At 72.9% G+C, this 24853-nt stretch carries 18 protein-coding genes; 4 read left to right on the top strand and 14 right to left on the bottom strand.

The features are described from left to right. Nucleotides 1-10 precede the first annotated feature (10 nt). The 9 genes from BLV24_RS02190 to BLV24_RS02150 all read right to left on the bottom strand — a co-directional run bounded on the left by BLV24_RS02190 (nt 11) and on the right by BLV24_RS02150 (nt 12165). Nucleotides 11-1585 (bottom strand): ABC transporter substrate-binding protein, encoded by a 1575-nt coding sequence (locus tag BLV24_RS02190; RefSeq protein WP_092679492.1) that lies wholly within the window; start codon nt 1583-1585, stop codon nt 11-13. Then, nucleotides 1582-2697 (bottom strand): ABC transporter ATP-binding protein, encoded by a 1116-nt coding sequence (locus tag BLV24_RS02185; RefSeq protein WP_092679491.1) that lies wholly within the window; start codon nt 2695-2697, stop codon nt 1582-1584. The genes BLV24_RS02190 and BLV24_RS02185 overlap by 4 nt, the downstream gene beginning before the upstream one ends. Then, on the bottom strand, nt 2694-3701 hold the full coding sequence (locus BLV24_RS02180; protein WP_245710336.1) for an ABC transporter ATP-binding protein: 1008 nt from the start codon (nt 3699-3701) through the stop codon (nt 2694-2696). Before BLV24_RS02180 ends, BLV24_RS02185 begins: the two co-directional genes overlap by 4 nt. Beyond that, a complete protein-coding gene (locus tag BLV24_RS02175) occupies nt 3698-5239 on the bottom strand; it encodes an acyl-CoA carboxylase subunit beta (RefSeq protein WP_092679490.1) in 1542 nt (513 codons plus the stop codon). The genes BLV24_RS02180 and BLV24_RS02175 overlap by 4 nt, the downstream gene beginning before the upstream one ends. A gap of 264 nt (nt 5240-5503) precedes the next feature. Further along, nucleotides 5504-6256 (bottom strand): sulfite exporter TauE/SafE family protein, encoded by a 753-nt coding sequence (locus BLV24_RS02170; RefSeq protein WP_092679489.1) that lies wholly within the window; start codon nt 6254-6256, stop codon nt 5504-5506. A gap of 327 nt (nt 6257-6583) precedes the next feature. Next, on the bottom strand, nt 6584-7699 hold the full coding sequence (locus BLV24_RS02165; protein WP_092679488.1) for a DUF1513 domain-containing protein: 1116 nt from the start codon (nt 7697-7699) through the stop codon (nt 6584-6586). Between the two features lie 4 nt (nt 7700-7703). Beyond that, on the bottom strand, nt 7704-8810 hold the full coding sequence (locus BLV24_RS02160) for an imelysin family protein (RefSeq protein ID WP_092679487.1): 1107 nt from the start codon (nt 8808-8810) through the stop codon (nt 7704-7706). Next, nucleotides 8810-10396 carry a di-heme oxidoreductase family protein gene (locus BLV24_RS02155; RefSeq protein WP_092679486.1) on the bottom strand — a complete coding sequence of 529 codons (1587 nt, stop codon included), beginning with the start codon at nt 10394-10396 and terminating at the stop codon, nt 8810-8812. The genes BLV24_RS02160 and BLV24_RS02155 overlap by 1 nt, the downstream gene beginning before the upstream one ends. Before the next feature lie 506 nt (nt 10397-10902). Then, a complete protein-coding gene (locus BLV24_RS02150) occupies nt 10903-12165 on the bottom strand; it encodes an imelysin family protein (protein WP_092680226.1) in 1263 nt (420 codons plus the stop codon). 311 nt (nt 12166-12476) lie between these two features. On the opposite strand from BLV24_RS02150, the gene BLV24_RS02145 reads away from it, so the two are divergent. From BLV24_RS02145 to BLV24_RS02130, 4 genes are all read left to right on the top strand, one after another. Continuing rightward, nucleotides 12477-13034 (top strand): putative pterin-binding protein, encoded by a 558-nt coding sequence (locus tag BLV24_RS02145; RefSeq protein ID WP_092679485.1) that lies wholly within the window; start codon nt 12477-12479, stop codon nt 13032-13034. Continuing rightward, nucleotides 13009-15555: a hybrid sensor histidine kinase/response regulator gene (locus BLV24_RS02140; RefSeq protein WP_092679484.1), complete on the top strand. Its 2547-nt coding sequence runs from the start codon at nt 13009-13011 to the stop codon at nt 15553-15555. The genes BLV24_RS02145 and BLV24_RS02140 overlap by 26 nt, the downstream gene beginning before the upstream one ends. Then, nucleotides 15552-15959, top strand: a complete 408-nt coding sequence (locus tag BLV24_RS02135) for a hypothetical protein (protein ID WP_092679483.1) — start codon at nt 15552-15554, stop codon at nt 15957-15959. Before BLV24_RS02140 ends, BLV24_RS02135 begins: the two co-directional genes overlap by 4 nt. 1033 nt (nt 15960-16992) lie before the next feature. Further along, entirely contained in the window at nt 16993-17427 is a 435-nt protein-coding gene (locus BLV24_RS02130) for a (deoxy)nucleoside triphosphate pyrophosphohydrolase (protein ID WP_092679482.1), read from the top strand. Between the two features lie 97 nt (nt 17428-17524). Here the strand turns inward: BLV24_RS02130 and BLV24_RS02125 are convergent, their stop codons facing one another. The 5 genes from BLV24_RS02125 to ppdK form a co-directional block, all read right to left on the bottom strand. Beyond that, nucleotides 17525-18631, bottom strand: a complete 1107-nt coding sequence (locus BLV24_RS02125; RefSeq protein WP_092679481.1) for a glycosyltransferase family 4 protein — start codon at nt 18629-18631, stop codon at nt 17525-17527. A gap of 96 nt (nt 18632-18727) precedes the next feature. Next, nucleotides 18728-19354 (bottom strand): hypothetical protein, encoded by a 627-nt coding sequence (locus tag BLV24_RS02120; RefSeq protein WP_092679480.1) that lies wholly within the window; start codon nt 19352-19354, stop codon nt 18728-18730. Between the two features lie 602 nt (nt 19355-19956). Continuing rightward, entirely contained in the window at nt 19957-20838 is an 882-nt protein-coding gene (locus BLV24_RS22970; protein ID WP_342707965.1) for a cell wall hydrolase, read from the bottom strand. A 142-nt stretch (nt 20839-20980) separates the two neighbouring features. Continuing rightward, the gene (locus tag BLV24_RS02110; RefSeq protein WP_092679479.1) at nt 20981-22021 is read right to left on the bottom strand and encodes an ArgK/MeaB family GTPase; all 1041 of its coding nucleotides are present in this window, start codon (nt 22019-22021) and stop codon (nt 20981-20983) included. Further along, on the bottom strand, nt 22018-24789 hold the full coding sequence (gene ppdK, locus BLV24_RS02105; protein ID WP_092679478.1) for a pyruvate, phosphate dikinase: 2772 nt from the start codon (nt 24787-24789) through the stop codon (nt 22018-22020). The genes BLV24_RS02110 and ppdK overlap by 4 nt, the downstream gene beginning before the upstream one ends. Between the last annotated feature and the right edge of the window lie 64 nt (nt 24790-24853).

Below are 24853 nucleotides of genomic sequence, written 5' to 3'. Positions count from 1 at the left end.
TTTCCGCCGTTTACGTCAGGCCGGCGTCGCGGAACTTGGGCTTGCCAAGCAGGTTGGGCTTGTAGCCCTCGACCTTGGACGACAGGGCGTCGACCTCGTAGCGGATGGACAGGGGGATGTTCATCGCGGCCCCCATGGCCAGCTCCTGCGCGCGGCCCAGGGCCTCGGCCCGCTCGGCCTGATCGTTGGTGGAGCGGCTGTCCTGGATGGCCTGGTCGTAGCCCGCCGGCGGCTTCACCCGGCCGGCGTTGTAGTAGGAGCTTTCCGAGTAGAGCAGCGCGTAGGTCAGCGACGGATCCGGGCGCCCGGTCCAGGCCGACAGCAGCACGTCGCCCTGTTTCTCGGTCCCGAAATACAGGCCGGAGGTCTCCGCGATGGGTCCGTTGGTGAACTTGCCGCGCACCCCGATCTTGCCCAGCTGCTCCAGCACCACCTCGGCCCGCTGCACGCTGGCCTGGTCGGGATAGCCGCGGAAATCCAGGTCGATGCCGCCTTCGAGCCCGGCCTCCTTCATGTAGGCCTTGGCCCGGTCGAGGTCGTAGGTCACCTGCTTGGCGGCCTTTTCGGACCAGGCCCAATGCGCCTTGGGCAGGTTCATGTAGGCGGGCTCGCCCACGCCGGCCTGCGTCGCCAGCACCCAGGCGTCCCGGTCGATGGCCAGCATCATCGCCTTGCGCACCCGCTCGTCCTGAAGCGGCCCGCGGGCGGAGTTCAGGTACATCTGATAGACGTAGAGGGTCGGACCGAAGGCAAGCTGGAGGTTCGGCATCTTCTCGATCAGCGTCTTCTGACGCTCGGAGATCTGGTAGGCGATCTCGGCCTGCCCCGACTGCACCGCGCGCAGCGCCGTGGCCCCGTCGGGGATGATGTGCATGTCCAGCGTGTCGACCCGGGGAATGCCCTCGCGCCAATGGTCGGGATTGGCCTTGCCCGCCACCTTCTCCCCGTCGGTCCAGGACACGAAGGAGAACGGGCCGGTGCCGATCGGCGCGCGGTCGGCCCGCGTCTCGGGATCGTTGCCGACCGAGGAGGGGGCGATCATCATGCCGGCGCGGTCCGACAGGATCAGCGGCAGCGCGGTGTCGGGGGCCGACAGCTTCAGCGTCACCTGGTGGGGGCCGTCGACGATGACCTCGGCGATGTTGGCCACGTCCTTCTTGATGTTGGACAGGTTCGCGGTGCGGTTGCGGTCGAGGTTGAACTTCACCGCCTCCGCATCGAAGGGCGAGCCGTCATGGAAGGTCACGCCCTCGCGAAGCTGGAACACCAGCGTCTGGGGGTCGGTGAACTCCCACGACGTGGCGAGCCCGGGCAGCGGGGCCAGCGTGGCGTAGTCCCAGTCCACCAGCGTGTCGTAGAAGTTGTAGAGGAACACGTGGTCCGAGCCCGCGCCGCCGGTGGCGGGGTCGAGGCTGGACGGGTTGGCGTTGGCCGCGATGCGCAGGGCGCCGCCGGCGGCGGACGCGGCGAAGGGCATGCCCGCGACGGCGAGCGCGCCGACCCCCGCGAAGCCTGCCAGCACCTGGCGGCGGCGCAACTGGGGCAGTTCGGCCAGCGTCGGGCGCCGGTTCTGAGATTCGGTCATCGGTGGTCTCCTCCCGTGTCGGTCTTTGCCGACGATTGCTGCGATGCGTGCTCGACGAGCCCGTCGGGGCCGGCGAAATGGCAGGCCACGTGGTGGCCTGGCCGGACCTCGCGCCATTCAGGCGCCTGTTGCGCGCAGAGCCCCTGCGCGTGGGGACAGCGGGTGCGGAACCGGCAGCCGCTGGGAGGGTTCACCGGGCTGGGGATCTCTCCCTTCAGCTCGATCCGCCGCGGCGCGCGCAGATGCGCCGGCAGCGGGCGGGGCTCGGCCGAGAGCAGCGCCGCGGTATAGGGATGAAGCGGGCGTTCGGTGACGGCCTCGGCCGGGCCCAGTTCCATGAACCGGCCCAGATAGGTCACCGCGATGCGATCCGAGACCTGGGCCACGATGGCGAGGTCATGGGCGATGAAGGCGTAGGCGATGCCGAATTCGCGCTGAAGCTCGGCGAAAAGGTTGAGGATCTCGCCCCGGATCGACACGTCGAGCGCCGCCACCACCTCGTCGCAGACGATCAGGCGGGGGTTGAGCGGCAGCACGCGCGCGATGTTCACCCGCTGCTTCTGGCCGCCCGAAAGCTCGTGCGGATGGCGGTCCGCCAGCTCCGCCCGCAGGCCCGCGCGGTCGAGGTTGCGCATCGCCTCGGCCTTCATCTCCTCGGGGCTGCGGCCGCCGGCGATCTTCATCGGCTCGATCAGGCTCTGCAGGATGGTCATGCGCGGGTCGAGCGCGGCGTTGGGGTCCTGGAAGACGATCTGGTAGCGCCGCCGCCGGTCGCGCCAGTCCCGCCGCGACATGCCGCGCAGGTCCTCGCCGTCATAGCGGATGGTTCCGCCGGTCGGCGGCAACAGCCCCGCCAGCGCCCGCCCGATGGTGGTCTTGCCCGAGCCGCTTTCGCCGATGATCCCGAAGGTCTCCCCCGGCGCGATGGCGAAGGACACGCCGTCCACCGCCTTCACCGTCTCCCGCCCGTCGAGCGAGGGGAAGGCGATGGCCAGATCCTCGACCGAGATCACCGGAGCGGCCGTCTCCGCCTCCGGCCGCGCGGCGGTTCCGGCGACGTTTCCGGCGGAGGCTTCGGAGCGGGGGGAGGTCAGGGTCTCGCGCGGGTTCATGCCACCGCTCCCGGCAGGTCCAGATCGGGCGCCCGGTGACAGCGGGCGAGCCGGCCCTCCTCCACCCGCTCCAGCGTCTGGGGCGCTTCGCAGCCCGGCCCCGCCAGCTCGCAGCGGGAGCGGAACCGGCATCCCGCCGGCATCGCGGCGGGCGAGGGCACGCGGCCCGCGATGAAGGCGAATTCCCCCCGCGCCCGGTTGAGCTGCGGGAGCGAGCGCAGAAGCCCCGACGTGTAGGGATGCCGGGGGCGCGTCAGGGCCGCGTCCACCGGCGCGTCCTCGACCACCTGCCCCGCATACATGGTGATCATGCGCGTGCAGGTCTCCGCCACCACGCCGAGGTCGTGGGTGATGAACAAAAGCGCCGTGCCGGTGCGTTCGGACAGGTCGCGCAGCAGGTCCATGATCTGGGCCTGGATGGTGACGTCGAGCGCGGTGGTCGGCTCATCCGCCACGATCAGCTCGGGCTTGCAGATCAGCGCCATGGCGATCATCGCCCGCTGGCGCATGCCCCCCGAAAGCTGGTGCGGATATTCGTCATGCCGCTTCTCGGGCGCGGGAATGCCGACGGCGGCGAGCATCTCGACAACGCGTTCGCGGCATTCGGCGCGGGTGACGGTCTCGTGCAGGGTCAGCGCCTCGCCGATCTGGGCGCCGATGGTGAACACCGGATCGAGCGCCGACATCGGCTCCTGGAAGATCATGGCGATGCGCTTGCCGCGGATCTTCCGCATCCGGGGCGGCGAGGCTTTCGCCAGGTCCTCGCCGTCCAGCAGGATCCGCCCCTCGATGCGCGCGTTTCCGGGCAGCAGCCGCATCAGCGACAGGCCGGTGATGGTCTTGCCGCAGCCGCTTTCGCCGACCAGCCCCACCCGCTCGCCCCGCGCGATGTCGAAGGACACGCCCTCGGTGATGCGCAGGGCGATGCGGCCGCGGCGGGCGCCGAAACCGATGCCCAGCCCCTCCACCCGCAGCAGCGGCGAGTCCGGCGCCATGTCCTTCATGGCCGATACCGCGCCTGGGGCGCGTCCCGAAGGTTGCGGCGATAGGCCAGCTCGGCGAACTCGCACAGCAGGGTCCGGGTTTCGGCCGGGTCGATGATCTCCTCCACCCCGAAGGCCTCCGCGGTGCGGAAGGGGGAGCGCAGGGCGTCGAGCCGCTCGGTGATTTCGGCCAGCATCGCCTCCCGATCCGGGGCGGCTTCCAGGTCGCGCTTCCACGCCGCCTCGATCCCCCCTTCCAGCGGGATCGAGCCCCAGTCGCCCGAGGGCCAGGCGTAGCGGTGCCGGAACCCCTCCGGGTTCATGTGCGCGGCCCCGGCCACCCCGAAGCATTTGCGCACGAGGATCGAGCAGACCGGGACCGAGGCCCGGTAGACCGCCGCCAGCGCCCGGGCGCCGTGTCGGATGGTGCCGGTGCGCTCCGCCTCCGGCCCGATCATGAAGCCGGGGATGTCGACGAAATGCACCAGCGGCAGGCGGAAGGTCTCGGCGAAATCGAGGAACCGGATGGCCTTGTCGCAGGTATCCGCCCCCCAGGCCCCGCCATAGACCCGCGGGTCCGAGGCCATGACCGCGACCGGCCGCCCCCCCAGACGCGCCAGCGCGGTGATCGAGGCGCGGCCGAATTTCGGGGCCATCTCGAAGACGTCGCCGTCGTCGAACACCCGGCGCAGGATGTCGCGCATCGGATAGACCTTGCGCCGGTCCGCCGGGACGATGGCGCCGAGATCGGCGTCGGCGCGGTCCTCGGGGTCGCTCGCAGCGCGGGCGGGCAGCGGCTCGCCGACCGAGGACGGCAGGAAGGACAGGAAAGCGCGGGCGGTGGCGAAGGCCTCGTCCTCGGACTTCACCACCAGGTCGGCGGCGCCGGCCTTTTCGTGCACCCTGGCGCCGCCCAGCTCCTCCTTGCCCATGTCGATGCCGGTGCGCTTCACCACCGGGGGGCCGGCGATGAACATGTGCGAGATGCTCTCCACCATCACCGTCAGATGCGCCGAGACCGCGCGGGCCGAGGCGATCCCCGCGACCGAGCCCAGCACCAGCGCCACCACCGGCACCGATTCCAGGTTGCGGATCAGGTCGCCCCAGGACGGGTTGGCGGGGACATAGGTGCGGCCCAGCGACTCGATGGTCTTCACCGAGCCTCCGGTGGCGTCGATCAGCCGGATCAGCGGCAGGCGCAGGGTGTGGGCCATGGCCTCCGCCTGCTCGACCTTGCCGGTGATCGAGGCGTCGGCGGCCCCGCCGCGCACGGTGAAGTCATCGGCGGCGATGACCACGGCGCGGCCGTCGATCCGGGCGCGGCCGAAGATGAAGTTGGCGGGCGAGAAATCGGTCAGCACGCCGTCGGCGTCGTAACCCGCCTTGCCGGAGACCGAGCCGATCTCTCGGAAGCTGTCCGGATCGCAGAGGCGGGCGATGCGCTCGCGCACCGGAAGTTTGCCGGCGGCGATGTGGCGGGCGAGTTTCTCCTCGCCGCCCATCGCCTCGGCCAGGCCGCGCCGCACGCGCAGCTCGGCGACGCCCGAAGGGTCGGTCATGGTCGTCTTCCTCCCTGACGGCCGGGTCGCTGATCCCCGTTTTCGGGGGCGCTCGGCGCGTTCGTTGGAGGAGAGGGTGACAAGTGTCAGGATGGATTGTCAACAATCTTTCTGTGCGATCAGCCCTTTTCAGAGATATGGAACTTCAGGCAAGCGCCTGTAAACGCAAGGTCAGGCGCTCGCCCGACCGGCGACTCGGCGTCGATGTTCAACCGTGAGACGGGAACTGGCGGAAAAGGCGCCGCCGGCCGGGAGGCGCCGGGCTCAGCCCAGTCCGCGCGCCACGAGCGCCGCGCCGGCGAGGCCGAGCACCCCCAGCACCAGGTTGCGGAACGCCTGCTCGGGCAGCCGCTTGCGCATCGCGCCCCCCGCCCGCACCCCGGCGATCGACAGGGCCACGCCGCAGAGCGAGACCAGCGCCGCGTCGCGGGTCATCAGCCCCAGCCCGGCCAGGGCCGCGGCCATGGTGAAGCTGGACAGGGTGAAGCTGAGATTGAGCGTGTGCAGGAAGGTCCCGCGCGGCATGTCCAGCGACATCAGGAAGGGCGTGATGGGCAGCACCTGCGATCCGGTGAGACCGTTGATGGTCCCGGTCAGCAGCCCCACGGCGGGGGCGGCGGGGCGCTCCATCGCCGGGGGCAGGCGCCAATGCGGCTTGGCCGCGGCGAAGGCGATCCAGGCGATCAGCGCGCAGCCCAGCGCGGCGCCGGCTGTGTCGCCCGCCACGCGCCCCAGCAGGGCCGCGCCGCAGAGCACCCCCACCGGGGCGAGCGCGAGCATCGGCCAGAAGCGCCGCATCGCCGGCCAGATCGGCCCCGCCCCCAGCATCACCGCGGCGTTGGAGGCGAGCGAGGGCGCCAGCGCCAGCGGCAGCGAGGCCTTGAGCCCCAGCGCCAGCGCCATGATCGGCAGGCAGGTGGTGGAATAGCCCAGCCCGGTGGCGCCTTTCACGAAGCCGGCGAACAGCATGGCGAAGGCGATGACCGCCAGCTCCTCGGGCGCGTAGGCGACGGGCATGGGGTTCTCCTGCGGGGAGGCGGGCGACGCGCGGCGCCGGGGACGCTCAGTCCTGCGCCTGGAGGTCGCGAAGGTCCATGCGGGCGAGGGCCGCGCCTCGCCCCGGCGGAGGAAGCCGCGCGTCGAGGCCGCGCCCACGGCGCCGTCGCGCCCGCGCGGCGCGGGGCCCGGGCGCCCGATGGCGACGGGCGCGAACGGCGATGTTGCGAAACCGGGACGACGGCGCCCAGGTTGCAACCGCCGCGCGGCGCGACGGCGCCGTAGGGACGACCTCGGGCGCGGCGCCCGGCCGTCAGGCCGGGCCGGACAGGGCCGGACCGGGAGGCCTCAGGCATGGCGCGCCGCGCGGCCCACGGCGGTCAGGTGGTTGTCCCAGTTCACGCGCATCAAAGCGGTCGCGAGGGTCTCTCCCGCCGCTCCCAGCCAGCGCAGCCCCCCGGTTCCGTCCGAAAGCAGCAGTCCCGCCCCCGCCGGCGCCGCCCCGCACACATCCGCCTGGGCGAGCGTCTCCAGGAACGCCCCGCTCTCCGCGTCGAACACCTGGCTCGCCCCGCCCCGCGGAGAGGTCACCACGGCCCGCGTCCCATCCCCCGAGAACGCCGCCGAGCCGCCATAGCCGCCCAGCCGCGCATGTTCCGCCCCCGGCGCCCGCAGCAACCTCAAGGCCCCCTGCCCCGGCCGGTGCAGGGCCAGCAGCGCCGGCGCCTCCGACGCCTCGCCCTCCCACTGCATCGCCGCCGCGATCAAGCCGTCCGGCCGCCGCGCGATATGGCGCAGGGAGGCGAGATGCTCCGGCGGCTCCGCCGCCTCCACCACCTCTCCCGACGTCAGCGACAGATAGGCGAGGTTCGGCCGCATGGTCGCGAGATTCAGCTTGGCCCGCCCCGCATCGGGATGCGTGCGGATCCCGCCATTGGCGATGGCCAGCAGGTCCGGCCCGGCCAGCAGCGCCTCATGCGGGCCGATCCCGCCGGAGCGCATCTCGTCCACACGGCTCCAGCTGTCGGCGTCCCAGACCCCGATGCGGCCGGCGTCGTCCTCATCGAAGGCGTTCTCGCAGGTGAAGAGCCAGCGCCCATCGGCCGAGAACGCCCCGTGCCCGTAGAAATGCCGGCCCTCGGGGCTCTCCAGCCGGGCCGCGACCTGGCCCGAGGCGCAGTCGATCACCAGCCCGAACACGCCGGGCCGCCGGGCGAACGCCACCGCCAGCGGCCGGCGCGGATGGGCGGCGGCGGCGTGACCCCGGCCGGGGAGGGGAATGCGGAACGCCGCCTCCCCATCCTCCGTGAGCCCGATCAGCGCGTAATCGCCCGAGGGCAGGCGCGCCGCGCCGATATGGCTCGGCCCCCCCGCCGCGGCCCATCCCGGCCCCGCCGCCGCCGACGCGGCCAGCGCCAGCGAGGCGGAGGCGAGGAAACGGCGACGGTCGAGCGAGGCGGCCATGGGGTCAGTCTCCATCCAGGGCGTTGAACGACACCGAGAGGTCGAGCGCAGGGGCGAGCAGCCGCTCGGTCCGCTCGCGCGCGTCGATCAGGGCCTGTTGCGCGGCCTCGACCGCGAAGCGGGTTCCGGGGTCGCGCACGGTCTCGACCAGCGGCCCGGGGGCGCGGTCGGCGACCGCCTGCGCGCGGGCCCATGCGGCGTCGAGATCGGCCGCGTCGGCCTCCGGCAACGCCGGTGCGAAACAGGCCGCGAGCCGGCGCAGCGCGCCCACCGAAAGGCGGGCGTTGCGCAGGCTGCGCCCCGACCGCCAGGCCTCGGCCAGGCGCGGGCGGGGGCGGTCGAAGTCCCCCAACGGACCGCCGAACCGGTCGTCGATGGTCAGGCGCGCGCCGGTCAGCAGCGCGGCGAAAAGATCGCGGACGGGTTCCTCGGCATGCAGGTAGAGGCGCGCCGCCTCCGTCCCGGCGACGCGCATGTCGGGGGCGTGGGTCTCGGCCCAGTCGGCCTCCAGCGCCGCGGTGGTCGCGGCGAGATCCCGCCCGATCGCCGCGACCAGCCGGCAGGGATAGCCCCGCCCCGCATCCGGCGCCTGCGCGTCGAACAGCAGCCGGTCCAGCGCCATCAGCCCGCGCGCGGCGACCGAGACCTCGTGGAAGCGGGCCGGGTCGTCCACCGCCGGGTCCCGATCCGCGATCAGCCCGTCCAGCGCCCGCCGCGCGAACCCCTTGCGGTCCGGCCAGAAGGCGATGGCGAGCGCCCGGCCCTCCGCCTCCGCCGGCCCGAAACGCAGGTGGGACACGCCCATCCAGGCGTCGAACGTCGCGTGATAGGCGGCGTCCAGCCCGGCGCGATCCTCAACCGGACAGGTCGCGGCGGCGGCGGCCAACCGGCGCGCAGCGGCGCTCAGCGCGGCATGGGCGGGCAGGATTTCGCGGTCCAGCGCCCGCGCGGTGATCTCGCGCAGCACATCCTCGGGAAGCCTGGCGGCGGCGGAGCGGGGCCCCAGCGCCAGCCCCAGCGCCAGCGCCGCGGCCCCGCCCGCGAACGCCCCCAGCGCCCCCCGGCGGTTCAGGCGAAACGGGCGGGCGGCGGCGGCGGGTATGCGGGGCATCAGAGCGACTCCAGGAACCGGATCAGGGCGGCGCGGTCGTCCCCGGGCATCTCCACCACCCGGTCGCGGGCCGCCTCGGCCTCGCCCCCATGCCACAGCACGGCCTCGAGCAGCGAGCGCGCGCGCCCGTCATGCAGGAAATGGGTGTGCCCCGAGACGGTGGCGGTCAGCCCCACGCCCCAGAGCGGCGGCGTGCGCCATTCGCGCCCCGTGGCGCGGGCCTCGGGGCGGTGATCGGCCAGCCCCTCGCCCATGTCGTGCAGCAGCAGGTCCGTATAGGGCCAGATCAGCTGAAAGCTCTGCTCGGGGCGGTCGGTCAGGCGGGCGGTGACGAATTTCGGCCTGTGACAGGCGGCGCAGCCGGTCTCGTGGAACACCTGCTTGCCGCGCAGCACCTCCGGCGCGTCCCAGTCGCGCCGGGCCGGGACGGCGAGATTGCGGGCGTAGAAGGTCACCAGCCGCATCGCCTCGGCATCCGCCTCCAGCCCGCCATGGATGGCGTCGCCGCCGTCGGGCGCCTCGATGCAGGCGGTCTGGGCCGGGGTGCAGTCCCCCGCGCCCGCCGGGAACAGCGGCGTCGAGATGCCGATATCCCCCGCGAAGGCCGCCGCCGACTGTTCCGAGACCGTGGCCATCCCCGCCTTCAGCCCGAACCGGCCGAGCAGCGGGCGCCGCGCCTCCTCCGACCACACGATGTTGGCGCGGCCGGAGATGCCGTCGCCATCCGCGTCCTCCGGGTCGGCGGCGGCCAGAATGTCCGCGGCCGGGATCGCCTCCAGCAGTCCCAGCCCGATCATCTGCGGGGCCACGCGGGGGGAGAGCATGGCCCCCTCGGCCAGCGGCCCGTAGCCCAGCGCCTCGGCCCGCCACTCGGGGCGGCGCAGCGAGGCGGTCTCGCCCCCCGACAGCGCCACGGGGACCTCGGTCCAGTCCACGCCCAGCCGGTATTCCGCCACCATCCCCGGCGTGCCGAAATCCTGGAGCTGGCCGCCATAGACCGGGTCGGGGGCGGTGGCGATATAGCCCTCCACCGCGGCCAGCGCCGCGGGAAGACTGTCCTGCGGGGCGGGGATCGACACCCGCAGGAAGGTCGAGACCGAACGGTCCTTCGCCTCCCCCGTCGGCGGATGGCCGCGCCCGTCCTTCAGGTGGCAGCGCTGGCAGGAGCGGGCGTTGTAGAGCGGCCCCAGCCCGTCCGACGCGCGGGTCGAGGACGGCGAGGACACCCACAGCTTGCGGAACAGCCCGTTGCCCAGCTTGAAGTCCAGTTCCCGCTCGAACGGCATGTTGGCCGAGGATTGCGAGAACGCGTCGCCGTTGGGCCGCTTGCGGGAGGTGGCGGCGCCGCCGGGCATGGCCTCGAACGGCTCGGGCGCGGAGAAATCGGTTGGCGGGGCGAGCACGCCGCGGATACGGGCGATCTCCTCCGCGCTGCGCGGGAGGGCGGGGAGGTTCGGGTCCTGCAATGCGGGGGGCGCGCCGGCCACCGCGCCGGGCGGCGGGCAGACCGCGAGCAGCGCGACGCCGCAGGCGCCCGCGATCAGCGCCGCGGGGCGAAACGATTTGCGATGTCCGGAGCGCAGCATGGTCGATCCACGGCTAATTCCCGAGCGTTTTGCTATGCCATCGCAGGGAAGCCAAGCGGACGGGATGTCACGGGGATTTCGGCGCCGATGCGGGGCCGGGGCCGTCAGGCGCCGGCCGGAACCGCGCTTGACTGGCTTGCGCCGCCCATGAGGGGGACATGCGGCGCTGGCTGGCGCGGGCCGGGGGCCTGCCGGACCCCCGTCCGCGCCCCGCCCCGGCGGATGCGTCCGGGGCCGGGCGTCGATGCGCCCTCGCGGCCAGGGAGGAACCCGCGCCGCGCAAGGCGTGTTTTGCGTATCGCGCGCATCGGAGCCGCGGGCCCGCGCGCTCCCCGACGCCGGGCTGGACGCGGGGCGCGCGGATCAGCCGACGGCGCCCCCCGCCCGGACGCGCCGTCCCCGTCGAGGCGCAGGAGCCGCGCCGGGGCGGGGCGGGACCGGGCGACGCCCGGATGCCGTCGCCCTCGCCCCCATCCCGGCCCCGGCTCCGGCTCCGGCGCAGGCCGTCACTGGAAGACGGCGTTGGGGTTGTCGAGGCTGTCGGACCCCTCGATGGCGATGGGCTCCAGCTCCAGGGCCGCCACGGCCCGCTCCACCGCGCGGGTCTGGGCGACCAGCGCCTCGACCGCCCCGCCGATCAGCGCCTCGCCCTCGGCCGATCCGCGGGCCAGCATCATGTCGTAGCTGAACCCGCCCTCGGCCGCGGTCTTGATGTCGCCCAGCGCCTGCATGGACCGGTCCAGCGCCTCGCGCATCGCCGCATCCGCTTCCGGGTCGCTCGCCGCCACCAGCTCGGAGACGGACGGCCCCTCGGTGATGGTCCCGTCGATGCCCACATAGCGGCCGGTATAGACGTTCCGCATCCCCATGCCGTCGTAGTAGTGGCTGTTATGGGTGTTGTCGGAGAAGCAGTCGTGCTCTTCCTCGGGATCGTTGAGCATCATGCCCAGCTTCATCCGCTCGCCCGCCTGCTCGCCGTAGGACAGGCTGCCGATGCCGGTGAGGATCGCGGTGATGCCGGCGTCGGGGGCGTCGAGCAGCGTGGTCCGGGCCTCGCCGGTCTCCTCCCACTGGGCGACGATGTATTCGAGGTCGGAGACCAGCAGGTCCGCCGCCGCCAGCAGGTATTCGCCGCGACGGTCGCAGTTCCCGCCCGTGCAGTCGTCGCCCTTGGCGTAGTCGGTCCAGGGCCGGTCGCCGGCGCCGGCCTCGACGCCGTTCAGGTCCTGGCCCCAGAGCAGGAATTCGATGGCATGGTAGCCGGTGGCCACGTTCGCCTCGATGCCGTCGGCCTCCTGCAGGGTCTCGGACAGCAGCTCGGGCGTGATGGCGGAGGCGTCGACGGTTTCGCCCGACAGCTCGAAGCTGGCGTTGGCGATGACGTTGACCGCCGCGTAGGGGTTCTCGTCCGTGGCGCCGCCGCCGTCCACGTAGTCGATCAGCCCCTCGTCCAGCGGCCAGGCGTTCACCTTGCCTTCCCAGTCGTCGACGATGGCGTTGCCGAAGCGGAAGGCCTCGGTCTGCTGATAGGGCACGCGTGCGGCCAGCCAGGCGTCGCGGGCGGCCTGCATGGTCGCGGCGGAGGGCTCGGCCACCAGGGCGGCCAGCGCGTCGCGCAGGCTGCGGGCGGAGGTCAGCGAATCCCCGTAGCTCGCCCGCGCGATGTCGGCATAGGCGGCCAGAACCGCGTCCTTGGCGGGCGCGTCGGCGGCGTGGGCGGGCGCGAAGGCGGGGACGCCGGCGAGGCCCGCGCCCAGCGCGGCGGCCATGGCCAGGGCGGAGACGCGGAAGGGCGAAGCGGCTCGGCGGATCATGGAAGTCTCCCTCTGCCGGACGCGCCCCGGCGGCGCGACCTGTGCGGCCGGTGATAGTTGATCATTATACTCTGAAAAAGGGGGTGAGGCGAAAAACCTACCAAAAAAGTCGGAATGCCTGCGCAGCCCCGCATAGCCCCCCGGTAAAGGAAGACTTGAGGTTTGTGGTCCAGAACCCTCCGAAGCCCCGCGCTGCGGGGCGACGCAATCAGCTCCGGCGACGGGTTGGACCATGACCCGCTCCGCGCCCGAAGGGGGAACCGACCATGTTTCGAAACCTGCCTGCGCGCATCGCTCGCTCCCTGCCCCGCCTCGACGCCCCGCCGGCGGTCGGCGACCTGCGCGTCGCCCTGGCGCTCGCCCTCGTCCTGGGCCTCGCCCCGGCGACCGGCCCGGCGCGGGCCGACGGGCTCTCCCTGGGGGTGACCGCGGAGGGCGTGGCGCACCCGATGTCGCAGCGCATCGCGCTCGACCAGCTCGCCGCCATGCCCCAGGCCGAAGTCCGCGCCGTGACCCCCTGGACGGAGGGCGAGGTGACCTTCGCCGGCGTCGCCTTCCAGACCCTCGCCCACAGCCTCGGCGTCGCCGGGGGGAAGGTGGTGCTGCGCGCGCTCAACGCCTACGAGATCACGCTCAACACCGCTCAGGTGATCGAGGACGGCGGCGTTCTCGCGACCCGGATGAACGGCAAGCCGATCCCGATCCGCGACAAGGGCCCGGTCTGGCTGGTCTTCCCCTCCGCCGAGCGCCCCGATCTCGCCAGCGCCGACAAAGCTCACATGTGGATCTGGCAGGTCGATGAGATCCGTTTCCTGGCCCAGTAAGCGCCGGCTCGACCGGGCGCCGATGGGCGTCGCGGCGTTGGCCGTCACGATCTCCGCGATCATGGCCTGGCAGGCCGTGACCTCTCATCGCGCCACCACGGCGCTTGAGCAGAGCCGCTCTCAAGTGGCGGAGAACGCCGTTTCCTGGTTCGCCCACCAGGCGGAGACGGAACTGCTGCGCCTGGCGCTCAAGGCCGACATCGCCTTGCAGGAGCTGCGCGAGGGCCCCGGCGGGCCCGTGCCGGATGCGAGCGGACCTGATGCGACCGGACCCGATGCGAGCGGGCCCGATGCGAGCGGGCCCGCCGCATCGTCGCCGCCCCCCCCTCCGGCTCGCGACGGGCTCCTGCCCTCCGGCGTGCGCCTGCAATATGAGATCACCTGGAGCCGGCTGGACCTGCTCAACATCCCAAGCTTCCTGTCCCGCCTCGACGAATCCGCCGACCCCGCGCGCCACCATCAGGCGCTGGTTGACCTGCGCCGCCATCTCGACCGGCTCGACCGCCGGCTGGGCGGTCCCGGTCTCCCCACAGGCCCGTCCCACGCCGGCCCCATCCACGCCATCGACAGCCGCGACGGCGCGCTGGAGGCGCTGGGCGCCTTCGCCGCCACCTGGGCCGAGCCGATACGCAGCATGGGCCGCGACCTCTACGCGTATGAGCTGAAGCTGCGCCCCGAGATGACCCTAGCCCTCCGCCGGCTCCGCGACGCCCAGCTGCGCCAGCGGCTGATCTTCGCGGCCGCCGCGCTGTTCACGGGCCTGGGCTCGGCGCTGGGCCTGCGCTGGTGCCTGCGCCTTGCCAGCGGCATGATGCAGGCCCGCGCCCGGGCGGACGAGACGCTGGGCGCCGCGGCCCATGCCATCGCCTTCTTCGACGCCGACGGCCGGCTCAGCCAGTGCAACGCCGAGTTCTCCGATTTCCACCGCGTGCGGGGGGAGAGCTGGCGGGTGGGCGACACCGCCCATGACCATTTCAGCCGGCTCGCCGCCTCGGGCCTCGCGCCCGACGCCTATCGCCGGGAGGAGGCCTGGATCGCGCATGAGACCGCCCCCTACCTCCCGCCCAGCGATCGGCGCCTGAAGGTCCTGCCCGACGGCCGCCACCTGCTGATCGAATGCGGCCGGCGGACCGAGGGCGGGCATCTGGTCACCGTGGCCGACGTCACCGATCTGGTCGCCGCCCGCGACCGGGCCGAGGCGCTGTCGGCGGAGCGCTCGGAGATGCTGGCGGTGATCGGGCACGAGCTGCGCACGCCGATCTCGGCGCTGGTCGGGGCGCTGGACCTCGCCGCCGACCTGACCGGCGCGCCGCGCCGCGAGCGCGCCGACGATCCGGACCGGCCCACGGGCGCCGACGGCGTGGCCTCGCGCAGCGCCGACCCGCTCGGCCGCTACGTGGAGAACGCGCGCCAGGCCGCGGAGGTCATCGCCTCGATGTCCGAGGACGTGTTCGAGTTCGCCGCCCTTTCCGGCGACGCCGGCGCCGGGCGCGTGGCCGATTTCGACCTGCATGAGCTGTTCGAGGCCGCGTCCCTGGCCGCGGGCGCCCGGGCGCAGGACGCGGGGCTGGAGTTCCGCGCGGAGATCGGGGAACTGGTCGGCGCCCATGTCTCCGCCGACCGGGTGCGCCTGCGCCAGGTGACCGAGAACCTGCTGGCCAACGCCATAAAATTCACCCGGACCGGCTCCGTCGTGCTGCGCGCGGCGCTGGACGGCCCCCGCGGCGGCCCCGGCGAGACCCGGCGCCTGCGGGTGGAGGTCGAGGATACCGGCATCGGCGTGCCCGCCGCCGCGCGCAAGCTGATCTTCGAGCCGTTCCGCCAGCTCCGCGGGGCCGCCGGGCGCGGGCTGGCCGAGGGCATGCGGCCCGAACCCGCCGGCGTGCGCGGGTTGGGTCTGGGCCTCGCCATCTGCAAGCGCATCATGATCGCCCAGGGCGGCGATATCGGCGTGCGGCCGCGGCCGGGGGGCGGGTCGGTGTTCTGGTTCGCCACCCCGCTGCGCCTGGCCGAACCTCCGGTCGGCCGCCCCCGCGCCGCCGGCATCGACCCCGCCGCCGGGGGGGAGGGGCTGTCGGTCCTGCTGGTGGAGGATGATCCGCTGCTGGCCGAGGTCACGCTGGCCCAGCTCCGGCGCTCCGGCTTCGAGGTCGAGCACGCCCCCGACGTGGCCCGGGCGAGGATGCTGGGCGGCGCGCGCCGCTTCGACCTGGTGCTGCTCGACCTGCAACTGCCCGACGGCACCGGCGCCGACGTGGCCCGGGCCCTGCGCGCCGGCTCCGGCGGCTCGCGCGACAGCCTGATCGTCGCGCTGACCGCCTATGCCGACGACGGGGTGAAGGCCGATGTCCGCGGCCAGGGCATCGCCCATATCCTCAAGAAACCGCTGGAGGCCGACCAGGTCGCCGTCATCCTGCGCGAGTGGCTCGATCAGGACGCCGCCGCCTCCGCGCGCCGCTCCGCTCCCGGCGCGGCCGGCGCCGGAACCACGCCGCCGGACCTCAGGGAGATCGCCGAATGACCCTGCACGATCCCGCCCCCGGCCCCCCCCCTGCGCGCCCGCCCGCCCTGCGCGACGAGATGAGCGAGGCGCGACGGGCCGAGCTTTTGACCGTTCTGCCCCCGGACAGGCTGCGCGAACATGTCGAGGCGCTGCGCAACGAGATCGCCGCCCTGAGCGGCGACGCGGCGGGTTCGCGGACGCCGCCGATGATCGGCCCCGGCTCCGTCGACTGGGTGGGGCTGGGCCGCCAGGCGCATGCCGCCGCGGGTCACGCGCAGCTGCTGGGCTTCGTCGAGATCGGCCGCCTGCTCAACGCCATGGAAGCGGCGGCGAAGCGCGCCGATCTTTCGCAGCTCGAGGCCGCACGGGACGGCCTCTCCGCCCAACTCGCGCTCGGCGGCCCCGCCGCACCCGAGCCGTGATCGCCTGGGGCGCCGCCCCCGCAAGATCGCGGCGAAGCTCGCGCTGAGAGGCTGGCCTATCGTTGTTGCCTGCCGCCTGAGGGCCCACGCGGGGAAACAACCCCGCCAGGGCAGGCCCCGCCGGCTTCCCGGATGCCGATCCAAAATCGACCCAGCAGACGGAGATGCGCCGGTCGCAAGGCGCGGGCGCAGGCGGGATGAGCGCGGCGCCCCCGCTGGTGGCGCAGGGAACAGGCGCAACGTCGGCGAGTTCTCGCCCCCCATTGCGCCCCACTCGGGATCGCGGCGATCGCGTGATACCGAGAAAAGGGGGCGACACGAGGCGTCGAGACGGGCGGAGGTCTTGGCTGCCATGCGGCGGCGCTGAGTCCGCGTCTCATCGTTGCTTTCGAACACCCGCCCCTGCCAGCCGCGCGACGCGGCCGCGTCAGGGCAGCCCCCCGACGTCGCATCTGCGACTAATCACTTCGCTCAAGAGCAGGATCGAATTCGCGCTGTGGATCCGGGTCGGCAAGGTCTCGCAGGTTGGCGCGTCATGTTCGCTCTCGACCATAGGCGCCGCCGGTTTCGGCCAACGTTCCCTGACCCGAGGGGCCTTGAGCGCCATCACGATGATCGCGGCGCTTCTCACGGGTTCGGCCCCCAGGTTTCGGCCAAGTCGCATCGGGTCAGACATGGGGCCAGCCGCCGGTCTGAGGGGGGCGGGCATTCTCCGCCCCGCTTTTCGATGTCCTCGCCCGGTTTGGACGCGTCGCGCGGGCACGCCGGGCAAGGCCATGGCCTGCTGATGTTCTTCGACACGATGGGCGAGGACCCGCGGGTCCGAACTTGCCGGATGACGATCACAGGCGCGTTCCACGAGAGGCGCCGCGGCCTGGGGCGAGCGCCCCCAACCTCGCGGCCCCGCCCCTTGCCGTCGGCTTCCATCGGGCGCCCCTTACACCCCAGCTGCGCGCGCGCCTTGCCCCGCCGACTCGCACAGGGCATTGAGGCGAAGCCCCGAGCCCATCAATTCCCGGACCCCGAGCGCCCCATGACCGACGCGACGCCCCCTGCCGAACCCACTTCGAAACCGCTGGTGCTGGTCGCGGCCTGCGCGCTTGTGGATCCGGACGGCCGCGTCCTCCTGGCCCAGCGGCCCGACGGCAAATCCATGGCCGGCCTCTGGGAGTTTCCGGGCGGCAAGCTGGAACCCGGCGAGACGCCTGAGGCCTGCCTGATCCGCGAACTGCACGAGGAGCTGGGGGTCGAGACCTGGGAGAGCTGCCTCGCGCCCCTGACCTTCGCCTCCCATGGCTACGAGACGTTTCACCTGATGATGCCGCTATTCGTCTGCCGGCGCTGGCAGGGGGTGGCGCGAGGGCGCGAGGGGCAGAAGCTGGTCTGGGCGAAGCCCAACGCCCTGCGCGATTACCCGATGCCGCCGGCGGATCTGCCGCTGATCCCGATCCTGCAGGATTGGCTCTGACGCCCCAAGGAAGGGCGGAGGCGGGGCGTGCCCCGCCACCCCCTCACGCCGCCCCCGCACGCGGCCCCCTCACGCGGGCCTGACCCCGCTTGCCGCCTCAGGCGGGCTGGACCGGCAACTCCAGACCTCGCGGCTGCGGCGCGGTCCATCCGTAATGCGCCTCCAGCCGGTCGACATGGCGGTCCATGCGGAACCGGTTCTCGAAGACCAGCCGGGCGGCCTCCCCCAGAGACATCATCCATTGCGGATCGTTGGCCAAGCGTTCCAGCGCCCTTGCGAGCCCGGCAGCGTCGCGGGCCGGGATATGCACCAGGCCGTCGCCCTGCGGCAGCGCCTCGCCGATGGCGCCGGCGGGCGCGGCGACCACCGGCAGCCCCGCCCGCAGCGCCTGAAGCAGCGTCAGCGGCAACCCCTCGCGCGAGGAGGGATGCGCCAGCACATCCGCCCATTCCATGAGATCGTCGGCCTCCATCGCCGAGATCCGGCCCGGGAAATCCGCGGCGACGCCCAGTCGCCGCGCTTCGCCCCTGGCATGGGCGCGCTCGGGTCCGGAACCGGCGAGCACCGCCTCCGCCTCGATCCCGTGCGCGCGCAACATGGCCAGCGCCTGGACCACGGCCCGCGCGCCCTTGCTGCGGGTCATCGGGGCCACGAACAGGACCCGCAGCGGACGATCGCGCCCCGGCCGCGCCGGCGCCAGCCGCGGGACGGGCGGCGCGTCGGGCAAGGCGTTGCGCAGGATCGCCACCCGCTCCGCCGGCGCGCCGAGATCCTCGGTCAGGAACCGCGCGAGGTCGCGGCTCAGGGCCAGGTTCACATCCGCCAGCCGCGCGCCCATGCGCATCGCCGCGCGGGTCGCCCAGCCGGCGTCCCGCGCCGCGGCGGCGAGGTCCGGCCCGTGCAGGTGAATCACCACCCTCAGCCCCAGCGCGCGGCCCAAGGCGGCCAGCAGTCCCTTGCGCCAGACGCTTCCGATTTCGGCCACCACGAGATGCACGCAGTCGACACGGCCATTCGCGGCCAGCAACACCAGCCGAAACGCGCAGGTGAGGAAGACCAGCGGCGCGGTCACAAGGAACGGCCCGCGCGCGGAGAGCGTCCACGCACTGGCGCCGCGCGCCTCCAGCTCCTCCGCCACCTGCCTGGCATAGGCCTGCAGGCCGCTGCCGCCTCCCGGTCCGATCAGACAAACGCCCTTGTTCATCGCGGCCTCCCTGCTGCGCGAGACCGCTGACGGCGGCCCCTGGACGAAGCATGGCGCGAAGAGGGTTGACGGCTTGTTAACCGAGGCCGCGCAGGATCAGGCCACGCAGGCGCCGAGCTCTCCCGACACCGCCGCATGGAGCCGGATATCCATATCCAGCGCCTGGCGCAGCCGGTCGCGCAGCTTCGGCGACAGCTCGGACGGCGCGAGGATCGGCGCGGTCAGCTTCTCGGCCAGCCCCCTTTCGGGGGCGGGCCACCCCATCACGTCCGCAAGGTAGCGGGCGAATGCGTCGAGATGCTCTTCGCGCCCGCAAAGCGCGTTGACCCGCCCCAGATTGGCCAGCGCGGCGGCGAGCTGCGCCTGGTCCACGGGCCTGTCCGAAAGGCACGGCAACCCGGCGCATAGCCGGGTGGCGACGCCGATGCGCCGCGCACGCACCGGCTGAAGCTCCAGCAGGCGGGCCACCAGCAATTCGGGATCGGTCAGAGGCAGATCCACCCCAGCCCGCCCGGTGGCGTTGATCACATGCGCGTCCGAGACGGAAGACAGACAGGCGGCGAAGCGCAGGAAGGCCAGCTCAGGATCGGAGATCACGCAGACATGCAGAATACGGTCGCGCTGCCCGTCCAGATAGCCGAAGGGCAGCCGGCCGGTCACCACGCGCAGCTCCTCCGACAACGGGTCGAGCGCGGCGGGAAAGCGGGAGCGAAGACCGTGCATCGGATCGTTCAGAACCAGCCGACGCGCCTCCGGCACATTCGCCGCGAAGACGGCCCGATCCAGCGCGCGACCGGCGCAACCGGGAGGCCATGTGTGGAGTATCAGCAGGTTGGAACTCACGTCGTCCCCCAAAAGAGATGTGCACCTTATGAATGAATTCTTTCCGACATGCCTGCAAAGTCAACCTGAGGTTGTTGCCGGAAGCGCCATGAATGCTCAGCCTTTGCGGAAAAGTCGAAGTTTCTGTTTGTAACTTATGACTTTGCGGAATCGGCGCGCCGGAATCCGCCCCGTCCCGCCGGCTCAGGACATCCGAGACCCGGGTCGCATTGATGACTGGGAGGCGAATCATCTCGGGACTCCGCGACGCGGCGCGGATCGGCGCCCCTGGGGAATGAAGGCGCGGCGATGGACCAGGCAGCCGACGGGGCCGGAGGCGCGGGAGAAGGCGGCGCGGGCGAATGCCGAGAGGTCCGGGGCCGCGCCCTTCGACCGCCGTCAGACGTCGCGGCGCCCGCCCCGCCCTGCGAAAACGCCGCGCGCCGAACCCGGCGCGCGGCGTTCAGGAAAGGCTCGGCGCGACGACGCCCCGAACAGCGGGCTCAGCGGCTCGCATAGGCGCCGGGCGCCCGGTAGAAGATGTGATCGCCGATCGAAGCGGTCTTGGGGAATTTCTTCGCCCAGCGCGGCCGCACATGGTCGGCATGGTAGTGGGTCGCGCCGTCGGTGATCGTGCGCGCGCGACCGTCCATCATCGCCCGCGCGACCTTGCCCACGCGCTTGTAGGCGCCGCGCTCGTTCATCGCGTCCGACTTGCCGTCGCACTTGTAGGAGAACTGGCAGGCGTAGCGGCGCGCGGTCGAGGCGCCCTGGCGGACCACCTTGCACACCGTGTTGGGATAGTCGGCCCGGTCGACGCGATTGAGGATGACCTCGGCCACCGCGACCTGGCCGGCCAGGGTCTCGCCGCGGGCCTCGAAATAGAGCGCCTCGGTCAGGCAGGCCCACTGGGCGTCGCCCTTGGCGGCCAGCTTGTCGAAGTCGGCCCAGGCCAGCCGGCCCTGCCCCGCCACCCCGGTCAGCCCGGCGGCGGCGCGGGAGCCGCCCCGCTGCAACGAGGCGAGCATGGCGCGGTCCTGGATGCTCAGATGCTCGAGCTCGCGCATGCCGGACCGGGGCGTGACCCGCCCCTCGACCGCGTCGAGGTCCACCGCGCCGCGGCGCGACGCGACCAGGGCCAGGGTCTCCCGCTCTCCCGCCAGCGCGGACGCGATGAAATCCGGCTCGAAGACGTCGGGGCCCAGGCGGGGGGTCTCGGCATGAACGGGGGCCCCGCCGATCAGCGCGGCGAGGGCGACGGCGGCGGCCGTCCGATACGCGGCGCCGGGCGCCGAAACCAAAGCTGCGACCGTGGAACGGACGACTTTGCGCGGGGTCGCGGCCGCCGGGCGGCGCGCGGCCCGGCGATCGGAAGATCGCGTCATCGGGCCTCTCCTGGATCTGATGCTCTGTCTGACCCGCCTAAGACCACGGCGAAAACCGGGAAATCCAGCGATAATGCGCGCGCCGTCCTGCGCGTTCTGCCGCAACCAAACGTTAAGATACTGTTTTAGAAGACTTTAACCATTACCAGGAAAAACGATCCCGCAGCGCGTCACGGAGGCTTGTCATGGCTGTTAACGTAGTCGAGAAAGGAGTCTGGCGAAAATGCGGCGACTCGAACGAATCGGCCGCAAGCCGCGATCCCATTCTCCCGTATTCCGCCTGGACCGTGGTCCGCGCCCAGGCGCGGGTGTGCTCCAGCCGCTGCGACGCCAGCGCCGCGGGGGCGAGCCCCTCGGCCCGGGCCTCCAGCGCCGCCACGAAATCGTCGGCGCCGTCGGGCGATGTCGAGGAGCAGATCAGCGCCTTCGGGATGCTGCCGTCGGGCCGCGGCGGCGCAAGGCTCAGCGCCCCCTTGAGGTCCGCGAGCGCCCGGCGCGCCGGGCCGCCGAGGTCGGCCTTGGTGACCACCAGCAGATGCGGCGCCTCCATCACCCCGGATTTCATGAATTGCAGCGCGTCCCCCGACGCGGGCTGCACGCAAAGCGCCACGGTGTCGGCCATGTCGGCGATCTCGACCTCGGACTGGCCGACGCCCACCGTTTCCACCAGCACCCGATCATAAAGCGCGCGCATCAGGATCATCGCGGGAAAGGTCAGCTCCGCCAGCCCGCCCAGCCGGTCGCGGGCGGCCATGGAGCGCACGAAGATCCCGTCATCCTCGGGGTCGGTGGCGATCCGGGTGCGGTCGCCCAGCAGCGCCCCGCGCGAGCGGCGCGAGGACGGGTCCACCGCGATCACCGCCACCCGCAACCCCCGCCCCCGCCAGGACGCGACCAGCCGGTTGGCGAGCGAGGACTTCCCCACCCCCGGCGGGCCGGTGAGCCCGATGACATGGCCGACGGGCGCCTGATGGGCGGCGTCGAGCAGCGCGGCGGTCTCGGGCGCCTGGGCGTGGCTTTCCATGCGGGCCAGCGCGCGGGCGAGCTTCGCCTTGCCGCCCTCGCCCAGCGCGGCCAGGGCGGCGGCGCCCGCGGCCGGATCGCTCCGCCCCCCGCCCTGGATCGCGCCCTGGACCGCGCCCGGCCCCTCGGCCGTCGCCTCGCGTTCGATCGTTCCGGTCATTCCGCCGCCGTCCCCGTTCTCGTCCCCGTTCCGGTCCCCGTCCTCGCCTGCGTATCGCCGCGCGCCCCAGCCGCCCCGGCCGCGCCAGCCGCCCCGGACCGCTCCAGCGCAGCGCCCGCGCGCGCGGCTTCGTCCGCCGCCTCGCGCACCCGACGCTGGAGGATCGTGGCCTGCGCGCAGGCCAGCCGCGCGATGGGCACCCGGAAGGGCGAGCAGGAGACATAGTCGAAGCCCGCCGCCTCGCAGAAGCGGATCGAGGCCGGGTCGCCCCCATGCTCTCCGCACAGGCCCAGCGGGATCCCCGGCTTGCGGTCGCGGGCGCGGTCGGTGGCGATCACCATCAGCTCCCCCACCCCCTCCAGATCGAGGGAATGGAACGGGTCCTCGGCGAAGACCTCCAGGTTCACGTAGTCGCGCATGAAGCGCCCGGCGTCGTCGCGGCTGAGGCCGTAGGTCATCTGGGTCAGGTCGTTGGTGCCGAAGCTGAGGAAATCGAGATCCTCCGCCAGGTCCCCGGCGCGCAGGGCGGCGCGCGGGGTCTCGACCATCACGCCCACCTTGTAGGCGAAGTCGCGCCCGGTCTCGGCGGCCACGGCCATGGCCACGCCGTCGATGGTGCGGCGGATCATGGTCGCTTCGCGCCGGGCGGAGACCAGCGGGATCATGATCTCGGGCACGACCAGCGGACCGTCGGCCCAGGACTGGGCCAGCGCCTCGAAAATGGCGCGGACCTGCATCTCGTAGATCTCGGGGATGGTCACGCCCAGCCGGCAGCCACGCTTGCCCAGCATCGGGTTGAATTCCTGCATGTCGTCGATGCGCCGGCGCAGGGCGCGCATGGTCAGGCCGGTCGCCTCGGCCAGTTCGCCCAGTTCGTCGTCGGCATGGGGCAGGAATTCGTGCAGCGGCGGGTCCAGCAGGCGGATGGTGACCGGAGAGCCCTGCATCACCCGGTAAAGCGCCATGAAATCCGCGCGCTGCATCGGCAGAAGCTGTTCGAGCGCGGCGCGGCGGTCGCTTTCCTTCTCGGCCAGGATCATCCGGCGCATGGCGGTGATCCGACCCTTTTCGAAGAACATGTGCTCGGTCCGCGCCAGGCCGATGCCGTCGGCGGCGAAGCCCAGCGCCACCCGCGCGTCCTGCGCGGTGTCGGCGTTGGCGCGCACCTTCATGCGGCGCATGCCGTCGGCCCAGTCCATCAGCTCGGCCAGCGCGCCGGAGAATTCGGGCTGCACGGTGGGCGCGGCGCCGGCCAGCGCCTCTCCGGCCGAGCCGTCCACCGTGATCAGGTCGCCTTCGCGGAACACCCGCCCGTCCGGCGCGGTCAGCTCCCGCGATTGCAGGTCCAGCGACAGGCCCGAGGCGCCGACCACGCAGGGCGTGCCCAGCCCCCGCGCCACCACCGCGGCGTGGGAGGTCATGCCGCCCCGCACGGTCAGAACCCCGGCGGCCGAGTGCATGCCGCGGATGTCCTCGGGGCTGGTCTCCACCCGCACCAGGATGGCGGGGACGCCGCGGGCGGCGGAGGCGTCGGCGGCCTCGGCGGCGAAGACGATGGGGCCGGAGGCGGCGCCGGGGCTCGCCGGCAGGCCGCCGGCCAGCAGGTCGCGCGGCGCGTAGGGGTCGATGGTCGGGTGCAGCAGTTCCGACAGCAGCCGCGGCTCGACCCGCAGCACCGCGTCCTCCATCTGGATGGCGCCGGATTTGGCGAGATCCACGGCGATGCGCACCGCGGCGCGGGGCGACCGGCGGATGGGCTCGGCCCCCAGCACCGCAAGCTCGCCGCCCTCCAGGGTGAATTCCAGGGCCATCGCCTCGGCGAACTCGCGTTCGGCCATCGCGCCCAGCGCGCGCAGGCGGTCGGCGATCTCGGGCGCGGCTTCCTCCAGCGACGGGTCGCGGACGCCGGCCGCGCGCCGCTCCGTCGCCCCGATCAGGCGCGGGGTGCGCAACCCGGCGGAGGCGTCGTTGCCCTGCGCCTGGTAAAGCATCCGCCCGCGCAGCCCCGGCTCCCCCGACTGTTCGGAGCGGAAGGCGACACGTCCCGCCCCCGACAGGCCGGGCGCGAGACCCATGGCCATCTCCTGCACGATCAGCGCGAGGCCCCCGGCCTCCGGCCCCCCGCGCGACGTGCGCAGCAGCCGGGCCGAGACCGAGCCCCACATCCGCGCCATCGCCCGCATCGCGCCGGCGAGCTGGTCGGCGGCGGCATGGGGGAAGGGATCGCCGGTCTCGTCCTCATGCAGTTCGAGAAAGGTCTCGATCAGTTCGTCCAGCGCCTCGGCGTCGAGATCGCCTTCGGTCTCCGCGCCATGATCCTTGAGCGTGTCGTGCAGCGCGTATTCGAACGCCTCCGGATCGGCGCCCCCGACATGGACCGCATAGGCGTGGATCAGGCGGCGGGTGGCGTCGCGGGCGGCGAGCGCGCCGATGCGCGGCTCCAGCGCCTCCACCGACGCGCCGAGATTGAGCAGCGTCGCGGGCCCGCCCCATTCCTTCGCGCCCGGCGAGGCGCGCAGGGCCAGCAGCGCCCCGGGGGAGAGGCCGGCCAGCGCGGCGGCGAAACCCGGGCCCAGCGCCTCCCCCCCGTTCTCCGCGAGCCGCGTGACCGCCTCGGCCGAAACCGCGAAGCCCGGCTTCACCGGCACGCCCATGCTCACCAGCCGCGACAGGGTCACCGCCTTGCGGCCGAAACGCGACGCGTCCTCGGCCCCGCCGGGGCCCAGCGGGGCGATCAGGTCGTGCGAGAGGTCCGTTTCGGGGCGCATGCCGCGCCTCCCTGCCCATTGTGCTATGCAGCAAGCCTAGCGGGCGCCGCAGGAAATGGAAAGC

The organism is Albimonas donghaensis, from assembly GCF_900106695.1.
In the GTDB taxonomy this organism is placed as follows: domain Bacteria; phylum Pseudomonadota; class Alphaproteobacteria; order Rhodobacterales; family Rhodobacteraceae; genus Albimonas; species Albimonas donghaensis.
The sequence above is the reverse complement of the archived record's forward strand: the minus strand, read 5'-3'. Positions and strand labels throughout refer to the sequence as shown.

What these genes read in the sequence shown, in the direction of transcription:
- BLV24_RS02120 (WP_092679480.1), bottom strand. Translation starts at nt 19,354, where the DNA reads ATGCACGGTCTTCGCTCCCGCTTTCCCGCCGCGCTCGACCCGTTGTCG.
- BLV24_RS02155 (WP_092679486.1), bottom strand. Translation starts at nt 10,396, where the DNA reads ATGCTGCGCTCCGGACATCGCAAATCGTTTCGCCCCGCGGCGCTGATC.
- BLV24_RS02140 (WP_092679484.1), top strand. Translation starts at nt 13,009, where the DNA reads ATGAGATCCGTTTCCTGGCCCAGTAAGCGCCGGCTCGACCGGGCGCCG.
- BLV24_RS02150 (WP_092680226.1), bottom strand. Translation starts at nt 12,165, where the DNA reads ATGGCCGCCGCGCTGGGCGCGGGCCTCGCCGGCGTCCCCGCCTTCGCG.
- BLV24_RS02170 (WP_092679489.1), bottom strand. Translation starts at nt 6,256, where the DNA reads ATGCCCGTCGCCTACGCGCCCGAGGAGCTGGCGGTCATCGCCTTCGCC.
- BLV24_RS02190 (WP_092679492.1), bottom strand. Translation starts at nt 1,585, where the DNA reads ATGACCGAATCTCAGAACCGGCGCCCGACGCTGGCCGAACTGCCCCAG.
- BLV24_RS02160 (WP_092679487.1), bottom strand. Translation starts at nt 8,810, where the DNA reads ATGCCCCGCATACCCGCCGCCGCCGCCCGCCCGTTTCGCCTGAACCGC.
- BLV24_RS22970 (WP_342707965.1), bottom strand. Translation starts at nt 20,838, where the DNA reads ATGACGCGATCTTCCGATCGCCGGGCCGCGCGCCGCCCGGCGGCCGCG.
- BLV24_RS02135 (WP_092679483.1), top strand. Translation starts at nt 15,552, where the DNA reads ATGACCCTGCACGATCCCGCCCCCGGCCCCCCCCCTGCGCGCCCGCCC.
- BLV24_RS02175 (WP_092679490.1), bottom strand. Translation starts at nt 5,239, where the DNA reads ATGACCGACCCTTCGGGCGTCGCCGAGCTGCGCGTGCGGCGCGGCCTG.
- BLV24_RS02110 (WP_092679479.1), bottom strand. Translation starts at nt 22,021, where the DNA reads ATGACCGGAACGATCGAACGCGAGGCGACGGCCGAGGGGCCGGGCGCG.
- BLV24_RS02145 (WP_092679485.1), top strand. Translation starts at nt 12,477, where the DNA reads ATGTTTCGAAACCTGCCTGCGCGCATCGCTCGCTCCCTGCCCCGCCTC.
- BLV24_RS02125 (WP_092679481.1), bottom strand. Translation starts at nt 18,631, where the DNA reads ATGAACAAGGGCGTTTGTCTGATCGGACCGGGAGGCGGCAGCGGCCTG.
- BLV24_RS02180 (WP_245710336.1), bottom strand. Translation starts at nt 3,701, where the DNA reads ATGAAGGACATGGCGCCGGACTCGCCGCTGCTGCGGGTGGAGGGGCTG.
- ppdK (WP_092679478.1), bottom strand. Translation starts at nt 24,789, where the DNA reads ATGCGCCCCGAAACGGACCTCTCGCACGACCTGATCGCCCCGCTGGGC.
- BLV24_RS02165 (WP_092679488.1), bottom strand. Translation starts at nt 7,699, where the DNA reads ATGGCCGCCTCGCTCGACCGTCGCCGTTTCCTCGCCTCCGCCTCGCTG.
- BLV24_RS02130 (WP_092679482.1), top strand. Translation starts at nt 16,993, where the DNA reads ATGACCGACGCGACGCCCCCTGCCGAACCCACTTCGAAACCGCTGGTG.
- BLV24_RS02185 (WP_092679491.1), bottom strand. Translation starts at nt 2,697, where the DNA reads ATGAACCCGCGCGAGACCCTGACCTCCCCCCGCTCCGAAGCCTCCGCC.